13 protein-coding genes are annotated in these 16,463 nt (G+C 36.5%); 2 read left to right on the forward strand and 11 right to left on the reverse strand.

The window, feature by feature from the left end:
* Positions 1–16: 16 nt before the first annotated feature.
* The 11 genes from mazG to purR form a co-directional block, all read right to left on the reverse strand.
* Positions 17–817, reverse strand: a complete 801-nt coding sequence (gene mazG / locus JOD07_RS03405) for a nucleoside triphosphate pyrophosphohydrolase (protein WP_158739457.1) — start codon at positions 815–817, stop codon at positions 17–19.
* A gap of 150 nt (positions 818–967) precedes the next feature.
* The gene (spoVT, locus tag JOD07_RS03410; RefSeq protein WP_158739456.1) at positions 968–1,519 is read right to left on the reverse strand and encodes a stage V sporulation protein T; all 552 of its coding nucleotides are present in this window, start codon (positions 1,517–1,519) and stop codon (positions 968–970) included.
* Between the two features lie 142 nt (positions 1,520–1,661).
* A complete protein-coding gene (locus JOD07_RS03415) occupies positions 1,662–2,660 on the reverse strand; it encodes a peptidylprolyl isomerase (RefSeq protein ID WP_158739455.1) in 999 nt (332 codons plus the stop codon).
* A gap of 71 nt (positions 2,661–2,731) precedes the next feature.
* Complete coding sequence (gene mfd / locus JOD07_RS03420; protein WP_204612457.1) at positions 2,732–6,241, reverse strand: transcription-repair coupling factor; 3,510 nt, start codon at positions 6,239–6,241, stop codon at positions 2,732–2,734.
* Between the two features lie 28 nt (positions 6,242–6,269).
* Positions 6,270–6,842 (reverse strand): aminoacyl-tRNA hydrolase, encoded by a 573-nt coding sequence (pth, locus tag JOD07_RS03425; RefSeq protein WP_204612226.1) that lies wholly within the window; start codon positions 6,840–6,842, stop codon positions 6,270–6,272.
* 79 nt (positions 6,843–6,921) lie between these two features.
* Entirely contained in the window at positions 6,922–7,875 is a 954-nt protein-coding gene (locus JOD07_RS03430) for a ribose-phosphate diphosphokinase (RefSeq protein ID WP_158739453.1), read from the reverse strand.
* A gap of 98 nt (positions 7,876–7,973) precedes the next feature.
* A complete protein-coding gene (gene glmU / locus JOD07_RS03435) occupies positions 7,974–9,353 on the reverse strand; it encodes a bifunctional UDP-N-acetylglucosamine diphosphorylase/glucosamine-1-phosphate N-acetyltransferase GlmU (protein WP_204612228.1) in 1,380 nt (459 codons plus the stop codon).
* Between the two features lie 268 nt (positions 9,354–9,621).
* The gene (spoVG, locus tag JOD07_RS03440; RefSeq protein WP_158739451.1) at positions 9,622–9,933 is read right to left on the reverse strand and encodes a septation regulator SpoVG; all 312 of its coding nucleotides are present in this window, start codon (positions 9,931–9,933) and stop codon (positions 9,622–9,624) included.
* 156 nt (positions 9,934–10,089) lie between these two features.
* Positions 10,090–11,199 carry a glucose-1-phosphate adenylyltransferase subunit GlgD gene (glgD, locus tag JOD07_RS03445; protein ID WP_158739450.1) on the reverse strand — a complete coding sequence of 370 codons (1,110 nt, stop codon included), beginning with the start codon at positions 11,197–11,199 and terminating at the stop codon, positions 10,090–10,092.
* A complete protein-coding gene (locus JOD07_RS03450) occupies positions 11,196–12,473 on the reverse strand; it encodes a glucose-1-phosphate adenylyltransferase (protein ID WP_158739449.1) in 1,278 nt (425 codons plus the stop codon). Before JOD07_RS03450 ends, glgD begins: the two co-directional genes overlap by 4 nt.
* A 145-nt stretch (positions 12,474–12,618) precedes the next feature.
* Positions 12,619–13,440, reverse strand: coding sequence for a pur operon repressor (gene purR / locus JOD07_RS03455; protein WP_158739448.1), 822 nt, complete (start codon positions 13,438–13,440; stop codon positions 12,619–12,621).
* A 241-nt stretch (positions 13,441–13,681) separates the two neighbouring features.
* Between purR and murC the strand changes: the two genes are divergently transcribed.
* Positions 13,682–15,124, forward strand: a complete 1,443-nt coding sequence (gene murC, locus JOD07_RS03460; protein WP_204612230.1) for a UDP-N-acetylmuramate--L-alanine ligase — start codon at positions 13,682–13,684, stop codon at positions 15,122–15,124.
* Positions 15,125–15,373: 249 nt separating this feature from the next.
* Positions 15,374–16,459: a DnaD domain protein gene (locus JOD07_RS03465; protein ID WP_158739446.1), complete on the forward strand. Its 1,086-nt coding sequence runs from the start codon at positions 15,374–15,376 to the stop codon at positions 16,457–16,459.
* Positions 16,460–16,463 lie beyond the last annotated feature (4 nt).

The raw sequence follows: 16,463 nt of genomic DNA on the forward strand, positions 1-16,463 counted from the left end.
TGTAACAAATAAAAAACTACTCAATTTTAGAGACTTTAAGTTTCGACTCCTCCCATAAAGCATCCATTTCTTCGAGAGTCATGTCTTCCAACCTTCGATCCCTTGCAATTGCAGTATTTTCAACGTATTCAAATCTATTTATAAACTTTTCTATAGCATTTGTCAAGGCAAATTCAGGATTTATTTTTAAAAATCTAGCAATATTTACAACGGAGAATAATAAATCTCCATATTCTTCCATAATATGTTCACTTTTTCCTGATTTATAGGCTTCTTTAAGCTCCTCAAATTCTTCTTCGACCTTATTTAAAACATCCTGTATATCTGTCCAATCGAATCCTACATGGGCTGCCTTTGCTTGTACCTTATAGGCTCTGACTAAAGCCGGAAGTACCTCAGGAACGCTTTTTAATACTTCTGTTTGGTTTTCAAAGCCTTTTTCTTTTTTCTTAATCTGCTCCCAATTCTGCAAAATCTCTTCTGTACTTTCTACACTAATATCTCCAAAAATATGAGGATGCCGCAGGATAAGCTTTTTACAAATACCATCTATAACCTCATCTATTGTAAATTCCTTATTTTCTTCGGCAATTCGTGAATGAAATACGATTTGCAAAAGCAGATCTCCCAGTTCCTCTTTTAAACTCTCTTTATTGCCTTTTTTAATGGCATCAATCACTTCGTAACTTTCTTCAAGAAGATTCGGAAGAAGGCTCTCATGAGTTTGCTTTAAATCCCAGGCACAACCGTTTTCACCCCTAAGGGTCCTCATAATTTCCAAAAGGTCTTCATAAGTATATTTTTCTTTTTTATCCATTCTGCACCCACTCATTTAATACAGTGTTACTCTCTTAACTTTAATTTAACATGAGTATAGCATAAAAAAACACTTCATGACAAATAGTCAAATTTGATCAGAAATAAGTTAAAAATTGATGAAAAATGCAGACAGAAAATCTATCTGCATTTATTGTTCCATTTGTTTTCCTAAAAATCCTGCTGCTGACTGCGCCAGTTTGGTTTCTACTTCTCCCATCTGGGCGTTTTTGTCAGCAGATAAGAAGATCACCGCTCCTACGACATCTCCTTCAGCAATAATAGGGGATATAAGTTCAGAAGTATAATTGAGCGTCGTTTCATCTGCCAGAATAGGAATAAATTTCTCATCATCCTTGGATGCAGTAAATACAGTTCTTTCTTCAATAACCTTTTCAAGGGACTGGCTGATATTCTTATCCAAAAATTCTTTTTTAGAACCTCCTGATACAGCAATGATCTGGTCTTTATCCGCAATGCAGGTAATAAGTCCTGTTGTTTGAGACAAAGCTTCAGCATATTCTTTTGCAAAAGTTCCTAATTCACCTATAGGAGAATATTTTTTCAAAATAACTTGTCCATCATGATCTGTAAAAATTTCCAAAGGATCTCCTTCTCTGATGCGTAAGGTTCTTCTTATTTCCTTTGGGATCACCACACGTCCTAAATCATCTATTCTTCTTACGATTCCAGTAGCTTTCACATTAATTCCTCCTCTAATCTCTAGCGTTCATAATCATTTTCAATAATAGTATGATTACAATATTGTTATTTTATGCATGTTTTCCATTTTTCTTCTAAAACAAAAAACGAGGAAATATTCCTCGTTTTTTAACTTCATTATTCTATTTTCTTACTTTAATGGTGTCCCAAACTTCTTTATTGATCTCAACAGTTGCCTGATTCATCCATTCCTGTACTTTAGACTGATAAAAACTTTGCTTTTCTAATTCATAATAACTTTGCTCTGTTTCTTCCTTATCTGGTTCTATGATTTCTTCCAACTTTATAATATGGTATCCATAGCTTGTTTCTACCAGGTCGCTGATTTCTCCGACTTTTAACCCAAAGGCCGCTTCTTCAAATGCCGGTTCCATCTGATTTCTTCCAAAAACATATTCTCCGTCAGAAGGCAGGGAGGCTTCATCCTGTGAATATTCCTGGACTAAAGATGCAAAATCTTCTCCTGCTTTTGCCCTTTCTAAGGCTTCCTGCGCCTTGTTATAAGCTTCTTCTTGTTCTTCTTCCGAAAGCGCTACCAATTGCCCGTTTTTTATGTCATGGGTTTTCAACAGAATATGTTTGGCTCTGACCTGCTTTAAACTTTCTTTGTTTTGCTCAAAGAATTCTTCAAATTCTTCCTGATCGACAACAAAATCTTTCGTAATCGCTTCATATAATTTTTGGCTGATGATGTTTTCCTCTGCTATTTTTTCAAGGGTTGCATTTGAAATCCCCATATTTTTTACTTCTTCTTCACCAATTTCTGATTTAAGAATACTTGCCCGAGTCTTTATTTGCTCCTTCTCTTCATCGGTTAAAGCCAGTTTCATCTTTTTGGCTTCCTGAACCTGAAGCTTGATCGATTTAATAGAATCCAGAGCTCTTTCTTTCGCCACTTCTTCTGCCGGTTTACCATCAAACTTTGTCTCCCAGATGTCTTCTTCTCCTATACTCTGGTATACCTGTTTAATTCGCCACAAATAGACTTTATACTCTTCTACACTTACCTTTCCGTCATTGATCACTGCTACATATTCTGTTTTTCTGGAGCAGCTGGTTAGTAATATTCCTGCAACTATGATTATGGATAATATCGCTGTCATTCGTTTTTTAAAGCCCATTTCTCAAACCCCATTTCATATATATGCCTTGTGTATAGTTTTGCCCCATTTTTCTATATTATAAAAGAATTTTACTGCAACTTCAAACCTTTCATGGCTTGTAATAAATTCTTAATATATCTGATAAGTGTCTCTTTTTCATCATCGGATACATGATATATGAAATAAGGGTTTTCTGCAGCTGCAAAAGTCAGTTTTCTGTTATATTTGCCAAGCAGTTCCGGAATCTTTGAAGGATCTATACGGGCATCTTTTTTCAAAGTAATATTCACCTTGTTTCCCTTTTGAGCAATAGACACGATGTCTAAGGCGTGGGCTTCTGATTTTATAAGGGCAATTTCCAGCAGATTTTGCACACTCTTTGGAAGATCACCGTATCTGTCTTCAATTTCTTCCTGTAAGTCGAAATAATCCTGCTCGGTTTGTATCGAGGCAATCTTTTTATAGATTTCCAGTTTCTGCATCTCATTCACTATGAATTTATTAGGTATATAGGCATTGACATTTAATTCTATAGAGGTTTCAAAGGCCTCTTGTACAACTTCTCCTCTTTCTTCCCGAACAGCTTCTTCTAAAAGCTTACAATACAGATCATATCCTACAGCTTCCATATGTCCATGCTGCTGTTCTCCAAGCAGATTCCCTGCCCCTCTGATTTCCAGATCTCTCATGGCAATCTTAAAACCAGAACCAAACTCTGTAAATTCTTTAATAGCCTGAAGTCTTTTTTCTGCCGCTTCCTGCAGAACCTTATCTTTTTGGTACATCAGATAAGCATACGCAATACGATTGGATCGCCCTACTCTTCCCCTTAACTGGTAGAGCTGGGATAATCCCATATAATCAGCATCCTGGATAATAATTGTATTCACATTGGGTATATCAAGACCAGTCTCGATAATTGTGGTACAAACAAGGACATCAATTTCTCCATTGATAAAATCCATCATAATATTTTCCAGTTCTCTTTCGCTCATCTGTCCATGGGCATAGGATACAACGGCCTCCGGAACCATTTCCTGGATCTTAGCAGCTACTTGATCAATGTTTTTTACACGATTGTACAGATAATATACCTGTCCATTTCTTGCAAGCTCACGATGAATCGCGTCTTTTACAAATTCCGGATTGTACTCCATAACATAAGTCTGTACGGGATACCTCTCTTCCGGAGGTTCTTCCAAAACACTCATATCCCTGATGCCTACAAGACTCATGTGAAGGGTTCTGGGAATAGGGGTAGCTGTTAATGTCAAAACATCTACATTTTCTTTCAGATATTTTAATTTTTCCTTATGAGCAACACCGAATCTTTGCTCCTCATCGATAATAAGCAACCCTAAATCTTTAAATACAATATCTTTCGATAAGAGTCTGTGGGTACCTATGATAATATCGATCATACCTTTTCTTAACTGCTCAATGGTCTCTTTTTGTTCTTTAGGCGTTCGGAAACGGGACAGCAATCCCACTTTAACAGGGAAATCCTTCATCCTCTGGGCAAAGGTATTATAATGCTGCTGTGCCAAAATAGTCGTAGGCACAAGGTAAGCGACCTGCTTACCGTCTTGTACCACTTTAAACGCAGCACGAATAGCAACTTCCGTTTTTCCATACCCCACGTCTCCACAAAGAAGACGTTCCATGATTTTATCGCTTTCCAAATCCCTTTTGACTTCCTCGATGGCTGTAAGTTGATCGCTGGTTTCTTCATAAGGGAACATATCTTCAAATTCTTTCTGCCAGACTGTATCAGGACTGTACCTAAAGCCCCTGTTCTTTTGTCTTTTTGCATACAGTTCGATCAGTTCTTTGGCTAAATCTGATACTGCTTTTTTAACCTTTGCCTTGGTTTTTGCCCAATCGCTTCCCCCAAGTTTATTGAGCTTAGGTCCCTTGCCTTCTGCACCTATATATTTTTGGATCATATCCATTTGGTTGACAGAAACGTATAAGTTCCCACTGTCTGCATAGCGAATCTTCAAATAATCTTTGCTGACATTGTCTACAACTATTTTCTCTATTCCCTGATAGATTCCAATACCATGATTTTCATGAACCACATAATCTCCTATGGTAAGATCCGTAAAGCTTTCGATCTTTGAACCTTTTGGTTTCTTTTTAGTCTTTCTCTTCTTCTTTTCCTCTCCAAAAACTTCTTTGTCAGAAATAATGACAAAGTCTATCATGCCGTATTCAAAACCTTTATGAAAACTTCCGTGAGAAATAACGATTTGCCCCTTCTGTATAGGCTCTGATAGGTCATTTCTATAAGTACTTATAATGTTAATTTCTGAAAGTTCTTTTTGCAGTCTTTCTCCCTTGCTTCTTGGCCCTGCCAAAATAAGAATCCGACTATTTTTCTGTTTCCAGAAAAGCAGATCTTTTTCAAGAATATCAATCTGTTTATAGAAAGAATTGATGGACTTGACCGGAAACTGCAAAATTTCTTTGATGGTAAAATCTTTTATGCTATGGGTCAGCATGGTCATTAAAATGGTATCAAAATCTTTTATACTGTCTAAAAGGTCTTCATAACTAAAAAGGGTTTCCATTTGACGGGGAAGAATATAGCCTTTTTCCAGTCTTCCCTTCATGCTTTCTTCAAACTCTTCTATAGTCTTAAGACATCTTCCCTTCAGTCTTACAGGTTCATCTATTATCACCAGAGTCTCTTGATCGAGATAGTCCGCTAAAGTCACCGTATCCTCATAAAAATATCTGACATATCCTTCTATCCCCTGAAAAGTCTTTTGGTTCCTTACCTTTTCTAAGAAGGCTTCCACTGTTTTTGATAAAATCTCTTTCTGCTCTGTAAGGCCTTTTTTCTCCATCTGTTTTAAGCTTTTTTTAGTTTCTTCATTTATCAGCGTGATTGCCTGCTCAATGGCTTCTTCTGTAAATACCAATTCCCTCATGGGGAAGATTTCTATCTGATCTACTTTTTCATTTGATCTTTGAGTGATAGCGTCCATCTGCCTTATAGAATCAATCTCGTCATCCCAAAGTTCTATTCTGTACGGACTGGCTAAAGTTCCGGAATAGATGTCTATAATACCTCCCCTGATGGCAAACTGCCCCGGACTTTCTACCAATTCCACATGCTCATAACCCATTAAAACCAATTGGCGGCTAAGTTCTTGGGTAGATACGACATCCCCTATCTTAAGATGGATAATAAAGGACTTAAATACCTCTTTTTTAACGAGCCTGTCTAACATGGCTTCAACAGATAAAATGATCACTGGATTTCTATGATCCAACAAGGCCTTTATGATATTTAATCTTTGCCTTACGATATCTATACTGTGAACATCCGCACTGTAAAAAAGGGGGTCCTTTGAAGGATATATATAAATCTCATCTTTTATAAAAAACTGCATGTCCTCATAGATTTCTTTTGCCTTCATTTCATTATGTGTAAGAATGATAACCGGTCTGTCAGTATGAGTTTTTAGGGCATAAATAAGATGGGCTTTTTGTGAATCCAGGATACCTGTGGTCAATATAGGAGAGTGATTATTTTTTAAATTTTCCAATAATTTTTGATAAGATTCCAACTCAAGCAGCGGTTGTATCATTCCGCTAAAAGCAGTATTTTTCAAGTCGTCACTCCCTTATCCGCTGATTAAATTTATTCATGGCAGAGGTACTGCCTTCTCTTATAATGGTTTCAACAGCATCTGCAGCGAGTTTAATACTCTTTACCATTTCTTCTATTTCTTCTTTCGTAAAGCGACTTAATACATAGTCGGCCAAATCCCAGCCTGGAGGCTTTTCGCCAACACCAACTTTCACCCTTAAAAACTCCTGGGAATTTAGATGAGCAATGATGTTTTTTATGCCATTATGACCTCCTGCACTGCCTTGAGTACGGATTCTTAATTGTCCGATGGGCAGGCTGATATCATCATATATTATAATTATATGATTTCTGTCTATCTTATACCAATTCATAATCTCTATAACGCTTTGTCCGCTAAGATTCATATAGGTCTGAGGCTTTGCCAAAACAACTCTTTCTCCGGCAATCATTCCTTCTCCAAGCAAAGCCTGATGCTTTTTCTTATTTACATTAATGTTATGTTCAAAGGCTAATCTTTCGATGACTTCAAATCCCACATTGTGCCTTGTTGTTTCATACTGCATTCCGGGATTCCCTAATCCAATCACTGCAAACATTGATTTTCCCTCCGTTTTTTTTCATAGCAAAGAGCCCTAGTATAACTAGGGCTTAGGTATTTTTATATTTATATGTTCATTAATCAAATAATTTAGATACAGATAAATCTTCATGAATTCTATGAATAGCATCTGCCATAATAGGCGCAACAGAAATCTCTTTTAATTTTGAAATTCTTTTTTCTTTTGAAAGTTTAATAGTATTGAGTACAACCAATTCGGAAATAGCGGACGCCTCTATTCTTTCTATAGCGGGTCCGGACAATACCGCATGGGTACAACAAGCATAAACTTCTGTAGCTCCTCGTTCTTTTAAAGCATTGGCTGCATTTGTAATAGTTCCTGCTGTATCAATCATATCATCTACTAAAATAACTCTTTTGCCTTCAATATTTCCTATTATATTCATAATCTCTGAAACATTGGCTTTAGGTCTTCTCTTGTCAATAATCGCAAGAGGAATATCTAGTTTTGTTGCAAAAGATCTGGCTCTTCCCACACTTCCAAGGTCCGGAGAAACAGCAACAAAATCTTCCAATGAGCCAAACTTTTCAGTATAATATCTCGTTAATAAAGGCATTCCAACTAAGTGATCCACAGGAATATTAAAGAATCCTTGAATTTGAGCACAATGCAAATCCATTACAAGCACTCTGTGGGCTCCTGCTGTTTGAATGAGATCTGCAACCAATCTTGCACTGATAGGATCTCTGGCTCTTGTTTTTCTGTCTTGTCTTGCATAGCCATAATAAGGAATAACTGCTGTTATTCTTCCTGCAGAAGCTCTCCTTAGCCCATCGATCATAATGAGCAATTCCATCAGATTTTCGTTAACCGGCGCGGATGTAGGCTGAATAATAAATACATCTGCTCCTCTTACCTTATCATCAATTCGAACTGAAATCTCGCCATCGCTAAATCGTCCGACTTCTGCGTTTCCCAGTTTTAATCCTAATTCTTTTGCAATTTCCTCTGCTAACTCATGATGTGCATTACATGAAAAAATCTTGATTTCGCTGTTCGCGCTCCTCATGAAAAAAGGCCTCCTTAGAATATCGGTAATTTACACCCCCCTAATTCGACACTAATTATATCATATCTTTTATAATTTACAAAGGAATTTCTATCCTATCATTTATTTCTTCTCTCCACCCAGTTTTCCTTATTAACCTGTCTTGCTCTGGCGATACCTAATGCCCTCGCAGGAACATTTTCTGTAATAGTGGACCCTGCTGCTATAAATGCTTCTTTGTGGATCGTAACAGGAGAAACCAAATTGGTATTGCATCCTATAAACGCTTCGTCTTCAATAACGGTTCTATGTTTTTTATGACCATCATAGTTCACAACAACGGTGCCACAACCAAAGTTGACATTTTCCCCCACATCGGCGTCTCCAATATAAGTTAAATGGGATACTTTTGTATTATTGCCTATAGTAGAATTTTTTACTTCAACAAAATCGCCAATCTTTATATGGCTTCCAATTTTGCTGTTAGGTCTGATATATGCAAAAGGTCCTACTGTAGTGTTTGAACCTATTTCGCTTTCTAAGATCACGCTGGATTCAATACTTACATCATTGCCAATCTTTGCACTGTCTATTCGTGCATTAGGTCCTATAACGCAATCCTCTCCAATAACCGTTTTACCTTGAATGATGGATCCAGGATATATGATCGTATCTATGCCAATCGAAACATCTGGCTCAATATAGGTACTTTCTGGATCTATGATGGTAACCCCTTCATCCATAAATTTTTTATTAATGCGTCTTTTTAAAATCTGAGTTACTTCACTTAATTGTGCCCTTGAATTGACCCCTAAAATCTCCGTACTGTCTTTTACAATCATTGCATTGACCCTATAGCCTTTGGATAAAATAATATGAAGGGTATCTGTGAGATAATATTCTCCCTGTACATTGTGATTGGTCAGTTCTTTTAAAGCTTCCTTCAAAAGCCTTGCCTGAAAACAATACATTCCTCCATTGATTTCTCTTACTTTTAGTTCTTCTTCACTTGCATCCTTGTGTTCCACGATTTTTATAAAATTTCCTGCTTCGTCCCTTATAATTCTTCCATAGCCAGTGGGATCTTCTACAATTGCCGATAGTATTGTTACACCATTTTTTTCTTTTCTATGGGTTTCTATCATATTTTTCAAAGTTTCACCGGTAATAAGAGGCGTATCGCCATATAATACCAGGATATCTCCCTCTTCTTCAATAAAAGAATCTGCCTGCATCACTGCATGACCGGTTCCTAATCTTTCTTTTTGAACAGCATATTCCACCGAATCGCCAATGGCTTCCCTTACCTCTTCGCCTTTATGCCCGATCACAAGACAAATCTTCTGGCTGCCTGCATATTTTGCGGCATCCATTACATGTTCTATTAAACTTTTTCCAAGCATTTTATGTAATACCTTTGATTTTTTTGAATTCATTCTGGTGCCTTCCCCTGCAGCCAGTATTACTGTTGATAATCCTTTTGTCTCCCTAATGCTCATTCCAATCCCTTCCTTATTTCATAATATCTTATACATTGTCTCATGTTTATGACAAATTTTCAATATTCAATACTAGAAAGAGTTTCGCCCTCAAAATTCTCGCACAGGATACAGTGGGCAAAACCGACAAAATTTAATATGCGCGAGTTTCCATTTTGCCCGGAAGTTTTTTGCCATAGGAAATCCAAAAGAACTTCCTATGCAATAAAGTCAAAAAGGACGGTTCCTATGGCTTTTACCTTAAGGAACCGTCCCTCTAATTCATTTCTTATTCTTCGATATCAGCAGCGATTTCATCCTCTGCCACATCATCAGATTCTTCCGCTACAAGCACCATTTCATATTTTTCCAAAACAGCAGTTTGGATTTTATCTCTTGTTGCAGAATTAATTGGATGGGCAATATCTCTGAATTCTCCATCAATTGTTTTACGGCTGGGCATTGCAATAAAACGCCCCTTATCGCCTTCGATTACTTTGATATCATGCACAACAAATTCGTTATCAAAAGTAACAGAAACAACCGCCTTCATTTTACCTTCCTTGTTAATTTTACGTACACGGATATCAGTGATTTCCATATGCGAACTCCTCTCTGTAACATGATGCGGTCCTAGAGTAATCCCCCCGGATACCGTTTCGATTATATATCCTTATTATATAACAGATTTATCCAAATATCAATATGTTTTATATATTCAAATTTTACTTAAAAATATAACTTGTATTAAATTACACTAAATTACGCTTCCTTTTTTCAAAATAATCGGTTTTTCTTTCGTACCTATAAGTTCTCTTCCGTCAGAAACTACAACTTCTTTATCCAAAATAGCGTATTCTATCCTACAATTGTTTCCAATATATGTTCCTTCCATGATGACTGAATTTCTAATATCTGAATTGGTACCTGTAAATACCTTTCTAAATAAAACAGATTTTTCTACACATCCATTGATAATGGAGCCTCCACCAACCAAACTGTCTTTTACGCAGGCTCCAGGATTATACTTTACAGGGGGTTCATCTTTTACTTTGGTTGAAATATGGGGATATTGCTTTAAGAACAAATCCCTTACATCTTTCTTTAAGAAATCCATATTTACATCAAAATAAGTTCCAATTGATTTTAAGCTTCTCCAATATCCTTCAAAGGGGTAACCATAGATCTTAAGTTTTCTTCTGTATCTTATGATAATATCATTGACAATATCAAAACGGCCTTCGGATACAATATCTTCTAAAAGCTTAATCAGCAGGGTTCTTTGTATAACGTAAATTCCCAATGAGATAATACTGCTTTGAGGATCGATTGGCTTTTCTTCAAATTCTTTCAATCTATAGTCTTCATCCAGATTCATAACGCCATAATCGGATACATCTTCATCTTTCATATCCTTACATATGATGGTAATATCTGCTTGTTTTTGCTGATGGTATTCCAGGACTTTGTTATAGTCCATCTTATAAATCTGATCTCCTGACGCGATGATTACGAAGGGTTCATTACTTCTCTTTAAGAAGCTTATATTTCTGTAAATGGCATCTGCTGTTCCACGGTATCCAAAAGGATTATCGCTGGAGATATATGGTGAAAAAACAAAAAGGCCTCCTTGTTTTCTTCCTAAATCCCACCATTTCGCAGATGACAAGTGGTCTAAAAGTGAGCGGCAGTTGTATTGGGTAATAACTGCTACTTTATTAATTCCCGAATTAGACATATTGCTAAGCGTAAAGTCAATCGCTCTGTAAGATCCTCCTACGGGCATAGCCGGAATCGCTCTTTTTGCAACTAAATCCTTTAATTTTTCAGTTTTTCCGCCTTCTAAAATAATTCCAACCGCTCTCATGCTTCCACCCCTTCCAGAATCAGTGAACAACCTGATTCTAATCTTCCGTTGTCATAATGCGTTGGTGTTGTGTCCCCATAAACAACGCAATTCTTGCCAATCCATATACCTTCAGGTATTGTAGTATTTTCCCCTACAACACTGATCCCTGTATTGTATATACTCGGTTTATCTTTATTTGGTATATTTTCCCCTTCTCCTATTTTAACATTTTGGTTAATAATGCAATTTTCAGCTACAATACAGCGATCAAGCACAACACCTTCTTTTAATACAGAATTGGCCATTACTATTGAATCTCTTATTACGGCACCATTTTCTACAATAACACCTGGACCTAATACGGAATTGATCACTGTTCCATAGATCTCGCAGCCCTCTGAGATAATAGATCTGTGAACTTCTGCTTCTCCCCCTATATACTGAGGTGTTTGATAGTCTAAATTGGTGTAGAATTTCCAAAATTCTTCATACAAATTAAAGTTGGGAAGCGTTTCAATAAGCTCCATATTGGCCTGCCAATAAGATTCGATTGTCCCTACATCTTTCCAGTAATCTCTGAAACGATAAGCATAAAGTCTGTCCTCGTTTTCCAACATCGTAGGAATGATATGCTTTCCGAAATCACTGTCTTCATGACGTGCATTATCCTCAATCAGAGCTTGCTTTAATTTTTTCCATGTAAATATGTAAATGCCCATGGATGCCAAATTACTCTTGGGATTTTTGGGCTTTTCCTCAAATTCAACGATACGGTCTCCTTCTCCAGTGTTCATAATACCAAATCGATGTGCTTCTTCTATCGGAATTTCTAGTACAGCAATGGTTGCATCACAATTATTTTTCTTATGGAAATCCAGCATTTTGCTGTAATCCATCTTATAAATATGGTCTCCTGAAAGAATCAGTACATATTCTGGATTATAGTTATCAATGAATTTGATGTTTTGATAGATAGCGTTTGCTGTTCCTGAATACCAGGCGCCTTCCTGTTCCTTGACATAAGGAGATAAAATCGTAACGCCTCCTGCTTTTCTGTCGAGGTCCCAAGGAATACCGATTCCTATATGTTGATTTAAGCGCAGGGGTTCATATTGAGTCAGAACACCTACGGTATCGATTCCTGAATTAATGCAATTACTTAAGGCGAAATCGATGATTCGATATTTCCCTCCGAAAGTAACTGCAGGTTTTGCAAGATTTTTAGTCAGTATGCCAAGACGGCTTCCTTGGCCTCCTGCTAAAAGCATGGAGATAATCTCTTTTTTATGCATAGTCCCCCACTTCCCCTTCTCAATAGATATTTAACATCTAGCCCATCATATATAGTAAATTTCTAGTACATTTATAATAGCACAAGCTGTTATATTTTAGCAATCCATAATTGTTGGAACTTTATAACTATTAAGTCAAAACGGCCTAGAAGGCCGTTTTCAGGAATGGTTTTACAATTATTTCTTTTTTTCCCTCATCAACTTTTTCCAGAACCAATAGAGTCGCATACTCCTCTACCAGCTTTTCTTCCGGTTCCTTGGTCGCCATCAGAACCCCGACGCCAACAGCCTCACATTCAAACTCTTTCATCAAGTCCATGATCCCTTTGGCTGTTCCTCCTGCTTTCATGAAATCATCGATAAAGATAACTTTTGATCCTTCAGGCAGCGCACGTTTTGCTAAGGACATGGTTTGAATTCTTTTTGAAGACCCCGTTAAATAATTCATATGGATTGCTGTGCCGTCTGTTAACTTTCCTTCCTTTCTGACAACTACTAAAGGTTTGTTTAAGACTCGGGCAGTCATAAGAGCAAGGGGAATACCTTTTGTTTCAATAGTAACGACATAATCAAAATCCTGATCTTGGAAAAAACTAGCCAGAGCTTTTCCCATACTATAGCTTAACTCCGGGGAATAAATGAGATCATTTAAGTAAATATATCCTCCTGGGATCATTCGGTCGGTTTGGTTAATCCTTTGACAGAGCTCTTCACAAAAATTCTTAATCTGCTCTTTTGTCATAACAGGCTTATATAATACGCCTCCGGCAGCTCCCGCTACAGTTTCAATTGATCCTAAATCAAATTTTTTAAATATATTCTTTACAATATCAATATCTTCACTTAAAGTGGATTTGGCACACTCAAACAAGTCTCCGAAAGTATTCAGGGTAAAAATTTTCTGCGGGTTCTCTGTAAGAATCTTTATAATCGTTCCGATCCGTTCACTTTTATTAATTCGATTCACTGTTAAACTCCTTCCACCTTATAAATGGTATAGTTTTCACCATTATACACCAAATTATCGAATATTTTAAGTTCTTTTTCTAAAAACATTCGGCTTCAAATTTTACTTTTTTCTGGAATAATAATATAGTATAATGTTATATTTAGAATATAAATAGTAAAATCTATTTTTAATTTTAGGGAATAAATTATTTATCCTTGTTTTAATATAAATCTATAATATAAACGAATAGAGGTGCACTATGCTGGATATTAATTTTGAAAATACCCATCAAAAAATTCATTTTATAGGCATTGGCGGTATCAGTATGAGTGGATTGGCAGAAATCCTTGTGAAAAAAGGATTTAAGGTGTCCGGATCAGACATGAAAAACTCTAAAATCATACGCCACTTGGAACAACTGGGCGTAGACTTCCATTTAGGCCATTTGCCTTCAAACATTAAAGATGATTTAGACTTCGTGGTTTACACAGCAGCTATTAAGGAGGATAATCCGGAGCTAATGGAAGCCAGAAAAAGAAACATTCCTACTATGGATCGGGCAGAACTCCTTGGTCAAATTATGAAGAATTATCCTTATGCCATAGCTGTTTCCGGAACCCATGGCAAAACTACAACAACCTCCATGTTATCCCATATTTTACTGGAGGCCAAAAAAGATCCTACCATATCCGTAGGAGGCATATTAGACGCTATAGGAGGAAATATCCGCACAGGACATTCCGATTATTTTATCACCGAAGCCTGTGAATATTATGACAGTTTTCTTAAATTCTATCCTTATATAGGCATCATTTTAAACATTGAAGAAGATCATCTGGATTATTTCAAAGATATTGATCATATCAGAAACTCCTTTACCGCTTTTGCAAAAAGAATCCCTAAAGAAGGCACCTTGGTGATCAATGGAGATATAGAGAATATTCATTCCATACTGGATGAAGTAGACTGTAAAGTAGTAACTTTTGGTACTGACCCCAGCCGCGTTATGTGGACTGCTGCCAATATTTCATATAATGAAAAAGCTTGTGGAAGCTTTGACCTGTTTTATCAGGGAAAAAATATGGGCAGGATTTCTCTTGGCGTACCGGGCATTCATAATATTTATAACGCTCTTGCTGCCTGTGCCTGTGCTCATGCATTGAATATATCGACAGAAGATATGGCAAATGGATTAAAGAAATTTACAGGTACCCATCAACGTTTTGAAATTAAAGGAAATCTAAAAGGAATTACCATTGTAGACGATTACGCTCACCATCCTACAGAAATAAAAGCTACTCTGGCAGTAGCCAATCATTATCCTCACAATAGACTATGGTGTGTATTCCAGCCACACACTTACTCAAGGACAAAGGCATTTTTAAAGGAATTTGCTGAAGCTCTCACGGCAGCAGATCATATTATTTTAACAGATATTTATGCCGCCAGGGAAAAGGATTTAGGTGAAGTACACTCAAAAGATTTGCAAAAAGAACTTGAAAAATTAGGTAAGAAATCCTATTATTTTTCAGATTTTGAATCTATTGAAAATTTTCTTTTAGAAAATTGTATCCCCGGGGATCTGTTGATAACTATGGGTGCTGGAGATGTGAGTATTATAGGAGAAGACCTTTTAGGCGCCAATTTGTCCACATTATCCACAGAATTGTCAACAGATTCTCAAATGATTTCATGTGAATAATTTCCTCTTGATCAATATAAACTTCCATAATTTAACACAACTTTTAATTCCCAAAAGCTTAGCCTTTTGGGAATTTTATATCATGAAATATATTGAAATTTCACGAACTTATCCACATTATCCACAGAGTTATTAACATATTGAGTGTGTATAGAATAATAGAAGTCGAAATTTTCTTTCGTAAACATTACTAAAAGAATATGATATAATAGCAGTACCAATGGGACCTTGATGAAAGGAGAGATAGTGATGGCGATTCTAAATATTAAAAACAATCTAGAATTATCCACAACACCGATTTCCAACGAGTTTATTGATACATATATGCCAAAAGCCAATGGAAATTTTGTTAAAGTCTATTTATACGGTTATCGCTTTTGCTTCCACGGCCAACACAATCTCACCTCGAAAGAAATGGCAGAAAAACTGGACTTACTGGAATCCGATGTCATAAAAGCATTTCAGTATTGGAAAGAACAAGGCTTAATGGATTTTGAATGGCATGATGATGACAATATCTATATTTCTTATCATATGCCATCACCTTACACAGAAAAAAGTCAAAAAACAGAAACAACCAATGCTATCGCTGAAAATAAAGACGTACATATTCATTTGGAATCCAAACCGGATTACACTCCCGAGGAACTAACGATTTATATGAAAAATCCTGAAATCAGCCAGTTATTTAAAATTGCTGAAAGATATCTGGGACGAATGTTAAATCACAATGATTTAAAAATCTTATATAGTTTGTATGATTGGCTAAGACTGCCTTTAGACGTTATAGAGCTCTTACTGGAGCATTGTATCTCCAATAACCACAGAAGTATTCGATACATCGAAAAAGTAGCCATTACCTGGGTAGAAGAAGGCATTACGACGGTTGAAAAAGCCAAGGCAAGAATGAAGGTATTCAATAACGATTACCGGGAAATTATGAAATGCTTTGGTCTGACCAACAGAGATCCGGCTCCTTCTGAAATTGAATGTATGGACAGATGGATTAAGTCTTTTCCTTTGGACATTGTTTTGGAAGCATGCAAAAGAACCATTGTTCAGACTCAAAAGCCGAGCTTCCAGTATACAGATTCTATATTAAAAAACTGGGCTAAAAATAAAGTTAAATCTCTGGAAGATATTGAGAAACTGGACGCTGCATATCTTCAAAAGAAAACTATGCAAAATAACCCCACTACCAATGATTCTCAGACAGCAGACTATTATTCTAAACCCAGTAAATTTGTTAATTTCAAGCAAAGAAATTGGGATTTTGATGAATTGGAACGACTGGAAAGAGAATACCTTACTAAACAGCTTTCTGAAGGCAGGTGATATG

Origin of the sequence: Defluviitalea raffinosedens, from assembly GCF_016908775.1 — a bacterium.
GTDB lineage: Bacteria > Bacillota > Clostridia > Lachnospirales > Defluviitaleaceae > Defluviitalea > Defluviitalea raffinosedens.